Source organism: Nocardioides ochotonae, assembly GCF_011420305.2.
GTDB classification, from domain to species: Bacteria; Actinomycetota; Actinomycetes; order Propionibacteriales; family Nocardioidaceae; genus Nocardioides; species Nocardioides ochotonae.
In genome coordinates this window covers 1,712,563-1,724,541 of sequence record NZ_CP061769.1, presented here as the reverse complement: position 1 = coordinate 1,724,541, position 11,979 = coordinate 1,712,563, and the positions used below count along the sequence as shown (strand labels likewise).

Here is an 11,979-nt window from a genome sequence, read left to right as displayed (position 1 = left end):
GGAGCGACCCGGTGACCACGCCGCGTGCCAGTCCCGCGTTTCGGACGTCGTGCACGTCACGTCCTGCGGAGGGCAGCCCGGCGGCGGCGCTCAGTCCACCGCGATGTCGAGCAGCGCCTTGCCGACCAGCCCGTCCTGCACGGCGTCGTGGGCGGCGGCTGTCTCCTCCAGTGCGAAGTGGTGCACGGGCAGGCCGGCGTCCTCCCCTACCCGCAGCGCCCCGACCTCGACCGCGGCGTACACGTCCTCCGCGGCGGCGGCGAGCAGCCCTCGGTCGAGGGTGTAGAGGATGATGAACTGGAAGCGCAGGTTCTTGGAGAACGCCGCACGCAGCGGCACCGTCATGTCCTCGCCGCCGTTGTTGGCGTAGATCGCGAGGGTGCCGTGCACCTTGAGCACCTCGATGTCGAGGTCGACGTTGACCGCCGGCGCGACCTCGACGACGTGGTCGACACCGTCGGGCGCGAGCTCGAGGATCCGGGCGGCGGTGTCGCCGGCGGTGTAGTCGATCGCGTGGTCGGCGCCGGCGGCGCGCGCGAGCTCCGCCTTCTCCTGGCTGCTGACCGTGGTGATCACGGTGGCGTCGGACCAGCGGGCCAGCTGGATGGCGGCGTTGCCCACCGCGCCCGCTCCCCCGGCGATGAGGACCGTGCGCCCGGCGAGGGCGCCCGGGCCCAGGCGGCGGGGCCCGATCCAGCCGCAGGTCAGCGCGCGGTGCGCGGTCACCGCGGGCACGCCGAGGCTGGCACCGAGGTCGTAGGAGGCATCGCCGGGCAGGTGCACGACGTGCTCGACCGGCTGCACGGTGTGCTCCGCCGCGGTGCCGTGGGCACGCCCGTGCTGGGCGAGCATCGTCCACACCCGGTCGCCGACGCCGAAGCCCTCGACGTCGGGCCCGACCGCGTCGACGACGCCGGCGCCGTCCTGGCCCGGCGTCACCTCGTCGTGGCCGTTCATCGTGCCGGTGCGGAACTTCCAGTCGGTCGGGTTGACCCCGGCCCGCATCAGGCGGATCCGGACCTCTCCCGGGCCGGGCTCGGGGAGCTCGCGCTCCACGAGGGTGAGGACTGACGACGGACCGGTCTCCCGGTAGACCACTGCGCGCATGGGGATGACGCTACCGATCCACACCAGCGGGACGGTGGCAGTCCAGGCCCGCGCTCACAGCCAGCCCAGGTCGTCGAGCGCCGACTCGATCGTGCGGTGGAAGGTCGGGTAGGCGAAGTGCATGCCGCGCAGCGTCGAGACCGGCACCTCGGCGTGGATCGCGGTGGCCAGCAGGCCGATGACCTCACCGCCCGCCGGGGAGACCACGGTGGCGCCGACGAGGATCCCGCGGTCGGCGTCGGCGACGACCTTGACGATCCCGTCGTTGCCGGCCTGGTGGATCCAGCCGCGGCTGGACTCGGGGATGTCGGCGCGTCCCACCCGTACCTCGATGCCGGCGTCGCGCGCCTGCTGCTCGGTCATCCCGACCGCCGCGACCTCGGGGTCGGTGAACGTCACCCAGGACAGCGCCCGGTAGTCCGCGCGGCGTCCGTCGCGCCCGAGCACGTCGTCGACGACGACCTCGCCCTGATACATCGAGACGTGGGTGAACTGGCCCTTGCCGGTGATGTCGCCGACCGCCCAGAGCCGGTCTCCGGCGCGCTGCCGGTCGTCGGTGGCCACCGCGCGGACGTCGGGGTCCAGCCCGACGCTCTCCAGCCCGAGGCCGTGCAGCTGCAGCCGGCGCCCGGCGGCGACCAGCAGCCGGTCGGCCTCGACGGCGCCGGCGTCGGTCTCGATGTGGAAGGTGTCCTCGGCGTGGCTGACCCGGGTGACCTGCACGCCGGTGAGCACCCGGATGCCCTCGCGCTCGAAGACCTCGGTGATCACCGCGCTGGCCTCGGGCTCGGCGGGCCCCAGGATCCGCGGTCCCAGCTCGAGGATCGTGACCTCGACGCCGAAGCGGGCCAGCGCCTGCGCCAGCTCGGCGCCGATCGGGCCGCCACCGAGGACGGCGAGACGGCGCGGCAGCTCGGTGAGGTGCATGACCTCGCGGTTGGTCCAGTACGGCGTGTCCGCCAGCCCCTCGACCGGCGGCACGGCGGGCGCGGTGCCGGCGTTGAGCACGACCCCGCGGGCGGCGACGTAGGTGTGGCTCTCCCCGTCGGACTCGACCACCACCCGGCCGGGCCCGTCGAGGCGGCCTTGGCCGCGCACGACCCGCACCCCGGCGGCCTCGAGGCGCTCGACGTGGGAGGAGTCGTCCCAGTGGCTGGTGGCCTGCCGGTCCAGCCGCTCGGCCACCAGGCTCCAGTCGGGGGTGACCTCGACCTCGCCGGCCAGCGTCGTGGCGCGCCGGGCCTCGGCGAGGGCGTCAGCGGCGCGGATCATCATCTTCGACGGGATGCACCCGTGGAAGGGGCACTCGCCGCCGACCAGGTCCCGCTCGACGCCGACCACGGTGAGGCCGGCCTCGGCGAGCTTCTGTGCGGCGTACTCCCCGCCGGGACCCAGCCCGACGACGACGACGTCGACGTGTTCCTCGCTCATCGCCTCAGCCTGCCAGAGCCGGCGGGTTCGGTCACCGGGACAGGTGACGGGCGCGGGCGAAGGCGAACAGTCCGTAGCAGCCGATGCCGACGCCGATCACGCCGAGCAGGAAGGGACCGAAGGGCTGCTCGAGCACCTCCTGCAGCGCCTGGTCCAGGCCTCCGGTGCGCGACGCCTCGTGGGTCGCGGCCGCATAGACGGTCAGCGCGCCGACCAGCCCGACCGCCAGCCCCTTGGCGGCGTAGCCGATCCTGCCGAACCAGATGTACGCCGTGCCGGTCTCGCCGCTCTGGCCCTCGGCGTCGAGCTCCTCGCGGAAGCCGTCGGTCCAGGCGCGCCACAGGTGGTGCACGCCGTAGCCGATGATGCCGAGGCCGATCGCGCCGATCAGCAGCTGGCCGCCGGGCCACTCCATGACCTGGGCGGTGAGCGAGGTGGTGTCGGAGCCGGAGCCCTTGCCGCCCTTGCCGCCGCCCGAGCCGCCGGAGCCGCTGTCGCCCGAGCTGGTCGCGACGCGCACCGCGGTGACGGCCAGGGCGGCGTAGATGATCGCCTTGACGACCGAGGACGCCTGCTTCTTCCAGCGGTCGTCGTCGTCCTCGTCGCGGTGGCCGGCGAACGCCTCGAGCAGGCGCCACACCACCAGGAGCGCGAGGCCGAGGGCGACCAGCCAGACCAGGACGCTGCCGAACGGCTGCTGGGCGAGCTCCTGCATGGCGCCGGTGCTGGAGGTCTTGCCCTCGCGCTCGCCGAACGCGAGCTGCAGGGCCAGCCAGCCGATCATCAGGTGCACGACGCCGTAGGCCACCAGGCCCGCGCGCACCGCGTGATCGAGCCAGTCGCTGCGGTGTGCCTGCTCGCCGAGCTGCTCGGCCTTGTCCGTGATCCGCGTCATGATCCGGCATTACCCGATCTGTCGGTGATGCACCCACACCGTGGGGGAGGGCACACTTGTCCCTGATGGACATCCACGACGCGCGCCCCTGGCTGACCCACTACCCCGCGGGGGTACCGGCAGTACTGGACATCCCCGACGAACCGGTGACCGCCGCGCTCGAGCGCGCCGCGCAGCGCTGGCCCGAGCGGATCGCCGTCGACTTCCTCGGGGCGACCACGACGTACGCCGAGCTGGACGCCGCCATCCGCCGGGCGATGACCGTCCTCGCGGACCTCGGTGTCGGCCCGGGCGAGCGGGTCGCCCTGGTGCTGCCCAACTGCACCGCGCACGTGATCGCCTTCCACGCCGCGCTGCGCCTGGGTGCGGTGGTCGTGGAGCTCAACCCGACCTACACCGCCGCCGAGCTTCAGGGGCTGCTGGCCGACAGTGGCGCCGGGGTCGCACTGGTCTTCCGCCACGCGCTGGTCAACGTCGCCACCGCACGCGCCGACACCCCGTTGCGCACGGTCGTCAGCGTCGACGTCGCGCGCGACCTGCCGGCGCTGTCGCGGTTCCTGCTGCGGCTGCCCGTGCGCGCCGCGCGCGCGAAGGCGCACGCCCTCGGCGGCCCGGTCCCCGCCGGTGTCGCGGACTGGCACGACCTGATGGCCCGCGCGGCGGAGCACACCGGCACCGAGCGCCCGCGTGGCGACTCCCTCGCCCTGCTGCTCTACACCGGAGGCACCACCGGCACCCCGAAGGCCGCGCGCCTGACGCACCGCAACCTGGTCGCCAACATCGTGCACGGCCAGGCCTGGTCGCGCTTCGGCGAGGGCACCGAGACCGTGTACGGCGTGCTGCCGTTCTTCCACGCCTTCGGCCTCACCTTCGGCCTCACCCTGCCCGGCTACCTCGGCGCGACGCTGGTGGCGTTCCCGAACTTCGACCCCGAGGCCGTCATCGAGGCGCAGCGCCGCCGGCCCGGCACCTTCCTGGGCGGCGTCGCGCCGATGTTCGACCGGATCGTCGACGCGCTGGAGTCCGCGAAGCGCCCTCCTGTCGACGGGCTCCGCTCGTTCCGGCTCGCGTTCGCCGGCGCGATGCCGATCCCGCAGCGCACCGTCGACCGCTGGGAGGCGGCCACCGGCGGCCTGCTGATCGAGGGCTACGGCATGACCGAGTGCGCCCCCATCGTGCTGGGCAACCCGGTCTCGCACGCCCGTCGCCCCGGCACCCTCGGCGTACCGTTCCCCAACACCGAGATGCGCGTGGTCGACCAGGACGACCCGCTGCGCGAGGCCGAGGTCGCCGAGGACGGCAGCCGCCGCGGCGAGCTGCTCGTGCGCGGCCCGCAGATCTTCGACGGCTACTGGAACCGACCCGAGGAGACCGCCGACCAACTGATGGACGACGGCTGGCTGCGCACCGGCGACGTCGTCCGGGTCGACCCGGACGGCTGGGTGAGCCTGGTCGACCGGGTCAAGGAGATGATCATCGTCGGCGGCTTCAAGGTCTATCCCTCCCAGGTCGAGGAGCACCTGCGCGGGATGCACGGCGTCCTCGACGTCGCCACGGTCGGCCTGCCGCACGGCGAGGGCGAGGAGGAGCGGGTGGCGGTCGCCCTCGTGCTCGAGCCCGGCGCCACCGCCCCCACGATCGAGGAGCTGCGCGCCTACGCCGAGGAGCGGCTCCCCCGCTACGCGCTCCCCCACTCCGTGCACGTCCTCGAGGAGCTCCCGCGCTCCCAGATCGGCAAGGTCATGCGCCGCCTGGTCCGCGACAACATCCTCCGCGACCGGGCCTGACGTCTCGGGTCGAGCAGCGCCCCAGCGCTGGTCGAGCTCGCCGAGACGATGGCGGAAGAGCCCTTGTCGTCGAACGTGCGTTCGAGTAGGATGAGGCATGGCCGACTCCGAGCTCCCCGACTGCGACACCCCAGCCGCCGTGCTGGCGTTCGCGCAGGAGCAGCGGGCTGCGGTGCAGCGGGGCGAGGTGCTGATCCTGGAGGCCGCCCTGGTGTGGGCGGCGATGCACCCGGAGGAGACGGTCGCCGAGGCTGAGCCCGCCGCCGGGCTGGTCTTCGGCGAGCTGGCGGTGCCGCTGGCAGGTGAGGGGACGCCGCTGGTCGCGGAGTTCGCTCCCATGGAGTTCGGTGCCGCGCTCGGCATGTCCACCGATGCCGCCCGGGCGCTCGTCGGCGATGCCCTCGAGCTCGCGCACCGCCTCCCGCGGATCTTCAAGCGCGTCCGCGCCGGCGAGGTCCCCGCTTGGAAGGCCCGCCGCATCGCACAGCTCACCACCACGCTCCCCCTCGACGGTGCCGAGTTCGTGGACCGCCAGCTCGCCGCGTCCGTCGACAAGATCGGGTGGGCCGCGATCGGGCGCCTCGTCGACCGAGCCAAGGTCATGTTCGACCCCGAAGGCGCAGAGCAGGACCGCCGCGAGGCGGCCGACGGCCGACGCTTCGACGTGCACACCCGCGAGGCCGCCCACGAGGGCACCGTCCACGTCGAAGGGGTCCTCGACCTCGCCGACGCGATCGACCTGGACACCGCGATCCGCCAGGGCGCCGAGGAGTTGGCCGCCCTCGGGTCGCCGGAGTCGCTCGACGTACGTCGCTCGATGGCCGCCGGCGAGCTCGCCCGACGCCAGCTGACCCTGGGCCTTCGCGCCGAGGCCGGGGAGGGCGCCGCGTCAGTGGTGAAGCAACGGCAGGTCATCATCCACGTGCACCTCTCCCACGCGGCGATCTCCCGTGATGAGGCAGGTATCGCACACGTTGAGGAGACCCGGTCGATCGTGTCGACCGAGCAAGTCCGTGGATGGTGCGCCAACCCCGACGCGGCGGTGGTGATCAAGCCGGTCATCGACCTCGAGGCCCACCACCACACCCACGCCTACGCCGTCCCCGACCGGCTGGCCGAGCAGACCCGGCTCGCCCAACCGGTGTGCGCCTTCCCGTGGTGTGAGCGCCCTGCCCGGCGCTGCGACACCGACCACGTCACCGCCCACGGCGACGCTGGCCCGACGTGCTCGTGCAACCTCGCGCCGCTGTGCCGGCGACATCACCGGGCCAAGACCCACACGGGTTGGATCTACGACAAGACCGACGCCGCGACCTACCTCTGGCGATCCCCGCATGGGCTCCACCTGGTCAAACGGTGCGGCGAGACCCGACTAGTCACCGCACACCCACCGGACGAGTAGCCCGTCGCCCGACCCCCGCTGGTCGACCTCATGCACCGCGGGGCCAGACCAACTACGCACAGCCCGCCGCCTGGCACAGCCGGATGACGCACTGATGGGTGCAGTCATCCACCTAGCGCCTCCGGCACCCGCGCCGGCGCACGCCGGGGTCCCGGCCGGACGACACAGGGCAGCAGCAGGCGGCGCGTGCCGGTGCCCGGATCTGCGAGGTGCCGATCTCCCTGGCAGGGTGCAGCACTGTGCGACGCCCCTCAACATGGCGTCGCGGACGTTGATCTGCCTGCGCAGCGCTGCCGGCCCGAACACCCCAGTCCTGGCGTCAAGATCCACACCGCGCGGACCTCCGACCAGCTCATCCGGCCCGCCGGACGTTCCGCGCTACCTCACCGGCTGCTGCATCGCCGTCAGTGCTGCCGCGATGAGGAACGCGAGCGTTCCTCCGAGCCACGGCGAGGTCCGTTCGGTCGGGCGAGCCCGAGCAGCGGGCCCACCGCAAGCGAGGTAGGCCAGGGCGAAGGGGACGGGCGCGGCGACGAGGAGCCAGAACCACGCCCACCGGCTGGCCCACCGCGGGCGCTCGGCGACGACCAGCACGCGCACGGTCATCACCAACAACGCCAGCGAGAGGTACAACGGCCACCCGAAGACGTGCCACCCCCAGGGCACGTAGCTCACGAAGCTCGGAGCCGTGGTCCGCAGGTCGGGTCGGATCTGCAGGTCGGTGCCACCCTGCGCCAGCTGCGCATCCAGATCACCGATCACGACGTCGGGAGCGTCGACAGCGTCGTGCGGCGCACGTCGTTCCGCCGCTCGGCCGCGGTACTGCGTCACGGTGGCGAAGTAGCGCAGACCCCCCTCGCGCCACGCCAGCTGGACCTCGGCGGTACCCCGTTCCCCGCCGAGGAGCGCTCCGCGTTCCCCGACCTGGGTCACCTCGCCACGGTCGATCGCGGACTGGAGGTCCTCGAGGCTCGAGCGTCGCTCCCCCGTGACGACGACCGCCGCCGCGGCGACCAGCCAGCCGACGATCAGCAGCACGACCACGAGGCGCGGGACCCGGCCGTGCCGTCCGCGGAGCGCGCCGCCCCGGCCAGGCCCGCTCGACCCGGTCGGGAGAGGCTCGGATCCAGGCCGTCGCCGGGTGCTGAGGAACGCCGCGGCGACCACCATGGCCAGCGACGTCGCGAGCAGCTCGCCGGGCAGGTCGCCGTAGCGGCTCAGCCGCGCCTGTCCCGGGTCGTCGGGCTCGTAGTACACCTGGGCCGGTCCCAGCCAGTGCAGTGCGCACCAGCGGGTGTCCTTGTCGGCGTGCAGCACGTGGTCGCGACCCTCGACCGCATAGGCCACCGTGGGATAGCAACCGCTGCCGCCCCAGCCACCGCCCTCGACCGTCCCCTCGACCGAGGTGTCGGACGCCGCGAGGGCGACCGCCCATGCCGCGAGCGCCAGGCCGACGGCCGCCAGGCACAGGACTGCGACCAGCAGGTCCAGCAGCCGGCGGGAGCGAGCAGACGATGGCGTCGCGTCAGCGTCAGCCGCGGCAGGAACCTCGACGTCGGTCACGGCCGACATGCTGGCAGCCGCCGAGGTGTGCGCCGGCACCCGCTCCACGATGGTCTGGACCCCTGACACAAAGACGCCCCCGGCTCCGAGGAGCCGGGGGCGTCGAGATGAGGGGCGAGCTCTCAGAGCTCGGACTTCTTGCGCATCAGGTTGCCGAGCACGCCGTTGACGAACTGCGGCGACTCGTCGGTGGAGAGGTCGCGCACCAGCGCCATCGCCTCGGAGACCGCGACCGCGTCGGGGACGTCGTCGGCGTACAGCAGCTCGAAGAGGCCCAGGCGCAGCACGTTGCGGTCGACGGCCGGCATCCGGGCGAGCGTCCAGCCCTCGGAGTACTCCGAGAGCAGCTCGTCGATGCGCTCCTGGTGCTCCACCACGCCCCGCACCAGCGTCACGGTGTAGGGGTTCGTCGGGATCTCGCCGTCCGCGATGGCGCGGTCGAGGGCGTCGTTGGGCGACTCGCCGCGCATGTCGGAGGCGTAGAGGATGTCGAGCGCCCGCTTGCGGGCCTTGGACCGAGCAGCCATCAGCTGGTGACACGCCCCAGGTAGGAGGAGTCGCGGGTGTCGACCTTGATCTTCTCGCCGGTGGTGATGAACAGCGGGACCTGCACGGTCGCGCCGGTCTCGACCGTGGCGGGCTTGGTGCCGCCGGTGGAGCGGTCGCCCTGCATGCCCGGCTCGGTGTAGGTGACCTCGAGCTCGACCGAGGCCGGGAGCTCGACGTACAGCACGCGGCCGTCGTTGGTGGCGACGATCGCCTCCTGGTTCTCCAGGAGGAAGTCGCTGGCCTTGCCGACGACCTCGGGGGAGATCTCGAGCTGGTCGTAGCTCTGGATGTCCATGAAGACGTACGACGTGCCGTCGTTGTAGAGGTACTGCATCGTGCGCTTGTCGACGTTGGCGGTCTCGACCTTGGTGCCCGCGTTGAACGTCTTGTCGACGGTCTTGCCGGACTCCACGTTCTTCAGCTTGGTGCGCACGAACGCGGGGCCCTTGCCGGGCTTGACGTGCTGGAACTCCACGACGGCCCAGAGCTGCCCGTCGATGTTGAGAACCATGCCGTTCTTCAGGTCGTTGGTCGTAGCCATGCGCGCGTTGTCAGCCTTCGTCTCGCCGGATCGGGATGTCTCTCGGCCAGTGGCCGGGCAACAGCCCGTCATTCTACGGGGCGTCGGCGCGTGGGTGTGAGCCCGCGCCCCTCACACGTCCCAGAGCGCTGCGACGTGGCTGGTGTCGGTGCCGCAGCACCCGCCCAGCACCCGCAACGCGGGCAGCGCCGGCACCAGCTCCGCGCAGCTGCGCACCAGCAGGTCCAGGTCCCCCGCGTCCAGCGTCTCGGCCTCGTCGAGCTCGGCGTGGGTCTGGGTGGAGGCGTTCGGGTTGAGCTGCACCACCCGGGCCAGCCAGTCGCCGCCGGCGTCCAGCGCCGGCGCGACGTGCGTCGGGTGCGCGCAGTTGAGCAGGTAGCCGTCCGGTGCGTCCGCGGCGTCGGTACGCCGTACCGCCTCCCCGAGCGGCGTGCCGTCCGGGAGCCGCCCGTCGGTCTCGACGGTGAAGCCGACGAGCACCGGTACGCCGACCTGCCGGGCCGCACGCACCACCCCCAGCGACTCCTCCACCGTCGTGAACGTGAACGACGCGACCACGTCGACCCCCGACTCGGCCAGCGCCGCCACCTGCGGCCGGTGGTACGCCGTGGCATCGCCAGGAGCCGGGACCTCGCCCGCGACGTAGCCGTCACCGCGCGGGCCGACCACCCCGATGATCCGCACGTCGGGCAGGTCCGCCTGCTCGCCGCGCAGCTGCTGGAGCAGCCCCACGCACGCGCGGTTGGCCCGGTCCAGGCCCGCGGCGTCGTACCCCACCCGCGCGCCCCAGTCGGGGTTGGCCCGCCAGGTCGGGGTCTCCAGGGTCAGCCCGACCCCCGCCCGGCGGGCGATGGCGGCATAGCCGGTGAAGTAGTCGCGCAGCAGCGCGCGTCCCCCCTCGGTGTCGACCAGCGGGAAACTGGCGAACTCGGGCAGGTCGAGACCGTGGTGGAAGATCAGGTCGGTCTCCAGGCCGCCGTCGCTGACGTAGCGGGCCCCCGGCAGACCGCCGGGTGCGGGACCGGCCGGGCCGCCGGGACCCGCCGGACCGAACGTGCTGTGGCTGGACATCGTGGACCTCCGACGAACGTCGCGGACCCGAGTCCTGGGTGACGTTCCTGCCTAGCACGATCCGCGCCCGGTCTCCAGGGGTGCGCGGCCCGGGCTCAGTCCTTCGTCGTCTCCGTGCTCGTCGTCTCCGTGCTCGTCGTCTCCGCCTCGCGCGCGGCCGCCTCCCGCTGGCCCAGCCGGCTGTGACGACGGCCGTAGACGAAGTACATGACCACGCCGATCGCCATCCAGACCCCGAACCGCACCCAGGTCTCGCCGTGCAGGTTGAGCATCAGGTAGAAGCACAGCAGGGTGGCCAGCACCGCGACCAGGGGCGCGACCGGCGTGCGGAAGGCCCGCGGCAGGTCCGGGCGCGTGCGGCGCAGGATGACCACGCCGATGCTGACCAGGATGAAGGCGAACAGGGTGCCGATGTTGACCAGCGAGGCCAGGGTCGCCAGGTCGACGAAACCGGCGATGGCGGCGACCGCGAGGCCGGTGATCAGCGTGATCCGGTGCGGGGTGCCGTACTTGGGGTGCACCTGGGCGAGCTTGCGCGGCAGCAGGCCGTCGCGAGCCATGGCGAAGGCGATCCGGCTCTGGCCGAGCATCAGGATCATGGCGACCACGATCAGTCCGATGCAGGCGCCCACCGAGATCAGGTCGCCCATCCAGGAGACCCCCGCGGCGTCGAAGGCCGTCGCCAGGGGCGCGGTGTCGTCGGGGTCGATCTCGCGGTAGTCCTGCACGCCGGTGACGACCAGCGCGACCGCGGCGTACAGCACCGCGACGATGACCAGGGAGCCCAGGATGCCGATCGGGACGTCGCGCTTGGGGTTGCGCGCCTCCTCCGCGGTCGTCGCGACCACGTCGAAGCCGATGAACGCGAAGAACACGATCGAGGCGCCGGCGATCACGCCGCCGATGCCGAAGACCGCCGGCTCGATCCCGAGCAGGCTCGTGATCAGCGGGAGCTGCAGGAAGCCGCCCTCCGACGCCGGCGTCGGCTCCGACGGCGGGATGAACGGGATCCAGTTGTCCACGTCGACCAGCGAGATGCCGACGACGATGACGACCGCGACGACGGCGATCTTGATCGCCACGACGATCTGGTTGACCCGGCTGGACAGCTTGGTGCCGCGCATCAGCAGCCCCATCACCAGCAGGGCGAGCACGATCGCGGGGAGGTCGACCCACCCCTCGGCCGCGGAGCCCAGCTCGCGCGGCACCTCGAACGGTGTGCCGTCCAGGATGTTCTGGAGGTAGCCCGAGAAGCTCACCGACAGCGCGGAGGCGCCGATGGTGAACTCCAGCGCCAGGTCCCAGCCGATGATCCAGGCGATGAACTCCCCGAACGTCGCATAGCTGAACGTGTAGGCGCTGCCGGCCACCGGGACGGTGGAGGCGAACTCGGCGTAGCACAGCGCCGCCAGGCCGCAGGCGACCGCGGCGATGAGGAACGACAGCGCGAGGGCCGGACCGGAGTTGGTCGCGGCGACCTGTCCGGTCAGCACGAAGATGCCGGCACCGACGACCACGCCGACGCCGAAGACGACGAGGTCGAGCGCGCCCAGGTCTTTTCGCAGCTTGGTGTCGGGGTCGTCAGTGTCCTGGATCGACTGCTCGATCGACTTCGTCCGGAAGAGGCTCACCC

Annotated in this window: 10 protein-coding genes; 2 read left to right on the top strand and 8 right to left on the bottom strand. The window is 72.5% G+C overall.

Annotated elements, in window-relative coordinates:
• Positions 1–90: 90 nt before the first annotated feature.
• Genes HBO46_RS08320 through HBO46_RS08310 form a run of 3 tightly spaced genes read right to left on the bottom strand, consistent with a single transcriptional unit; the run spans position 91 to position 3,433 of the window.
• Positions 91–1,107, bottom strand: a complete 1,017-nt coding sequence (locus HBO46_RS08320; protein ID WP_166139875.1) for an NADPH:quinone reductase — start codon at positions 1,105–1,107, stop codon at positions 91–93.
• Positions 1,108–1,161: 54 nt separating this feature from the next.
• Positions 1,162–2,538 (bottom strand): dihydrolipoyl dehydrogenase family protein, encoded by a 1,377-nt coding sequence (locus HBO46_RS08315; protein WP_166139874.1) that lies wholly within the window; start codon positions 2,536–2,538, stop codon positions 1,162–1,164.
• Between the two features lie 31 nt (positions 2,539–2,569).
• Complete coding sequence (locus HBO46_RS08310; RefSeq protein ID WP_166139873.1) at positions 2,570–3,433, bottom strand: DUF1206 domain-containing protein; 864 nt, start codon at positions 3,431–3,433, stop codon at positions 2,570–2,572.
• A 65-nt stretch (positions 3,434–3,498) separates the two neighbouring features.
• Between HBO46_RS08310 and HBO46_RS08305 the strand changes: the two genes are divergently transcribed.
• A complete protein-coding gene (locus HBO46_RS08305; RefSeq protein WP_166139872.1) occupies positions 3,499–5,220 on the top strand; it encodes an AMP-binding protein in 1,722 nt (573 codons plus the stop codon).
• A gap of 97 nt (positions 5,221–5,317) precedes the next feature.
• Positions 5,318–6,622, top strand: coding sequence for an HNH endonuclease signature motif containing protein (locus HBO46_RS08300; protein ID WP_166139871.1), 1,305 nt, complete (start codon positions 5,318–5,320; stop codon positions 6,620–6,622).
• 378 nt (positions 6,623–7,000) lie between these two features.
• On the opposite strand, the gene HBO46_RS08295 is transcribed toward HBO46_RS08300, so the two are convergent.
• From HBO46_RS08295 to HBO46_RS08275, 5 genes are all read right to left on the bottom strand, one after another.
• A complete protein-coding gene (locus HBO46_RS08295) occupies positions 7,001–8,185 on the bottom strand; it encodes a hypothetical protein (protein WP_166139870.1) in 1,185 nt (394 codons plus the stop codon).
• Between the two features lie 122 nt (positions 8,186–8,307).
• On the bottom strand, positions 8,308–8,712 hold the full coding sequence (nusB, locus tag HBO46_RS08290; RefSeq protein WP_166139869.1) for a transcription antitermination factor NusB: 405 nt from the start codon (positions 8,710–8,712) through the stop codon (positions 8,308–8,310).
• On the bottom strand, positions 8,712–9,275 hold the full coding sequence (gene efp, locus HBO46_RS08285) for an elongation factor P (RefSeq protein WP_166139868.1): 564 nt from the start codon (positions 9,273–9,275) through the stop codon (positions 8,712–8,714). Before efp ends, nusB begins: the two co-directional genes overlap by 1 nt.
• Positions 9,276–9,386: 111 nt before the next feature.
• The gene (locus HBO46_RS08280) at positions 9,387–10,346 is read right to left on the bottom strand and encodes a homocysteine S-methyltransferase family protein (protein WP_166139867.1); all 960 of its coding nucleotides are present in this window, start codon (positions 10,344–10,346) and stop codon (positions 9,387–9,389) included.
• Positions 10,347–10,441: 95 nt separating this feature from the next.
• Positions 10,442–11,977 (bottom strand): amino acid permease, encoded by a 1,536-nt coding sequence (locus HBO46_RS08275; RefSeq protein WP_166139866.1) that lies wholly within the window; start codon positions 11,975–11,977, stop codon positions 10,442–10,444.
• Positions 11,978–11,979: the final 2 nt, after the last annotated feature.

Excerpts from the sequence above, each read along its gene's own strand:
- HBO46_RS08300 (WP_166139871.1), top strand. The coding sequence starts at position 5,318 with ATGGCCGACTCCGAGCTCCCCGACTGCGACACCCCAGCCGCCGTGCTG.
- HBO46_RS08320 (WP_166139875.1), bottom strand. The coding sequence starts at position 1,107 with ATGCGCGCAGTGGTCTACCGGGAGACCGGTCCGTCGTCAGTCCTCACC.
- HBO46_RS08315 (WP_166139874.1), bottom strand. The coding sequence starts at position 2,538 with ATGAGCGAGGAACACGTCGACGTCGTCGTCGTCGGGCTGGGTCCCGGC.
- HBO46_RS08305 (WP_166139872.1), top strand. The coding sequence starts at position 3,499 with ATGGACATCCACGACGCGCGCCCCTGGCTGACCCACTACCCCGCGGGG.
- HBO46_RS08280 (WP_166139867.1), bottom strand. The coding sequence starts at position 10,346 with ATGTCCAGCCACAGCACGTTCGGTCCGGCGGGTCCCGGCGGCCCGGCC.
- nusB (WP_166139869.1), bottom strand. The coding sequence starts at position 8,712 with ATGGCTGCTCGGTCCAAGGCCCGCAAGCGGGCGCTCGACATCCTCTAC.
- HBO46_RS08310 (WP_166139873.1), bottom strand. The coding sequence starts at position 3,433 with ATGACGCGGATCACGGACAAGGCCGAGCAGCTCGGCGAGCAGGCACAC.
- efp (WP_166139868.1), bottom strand. The coding sequence starts at position 9,275 with ATGGCTACGACCAACGACCTGAAGAACGGCATGGTTCTCAACATCGAC.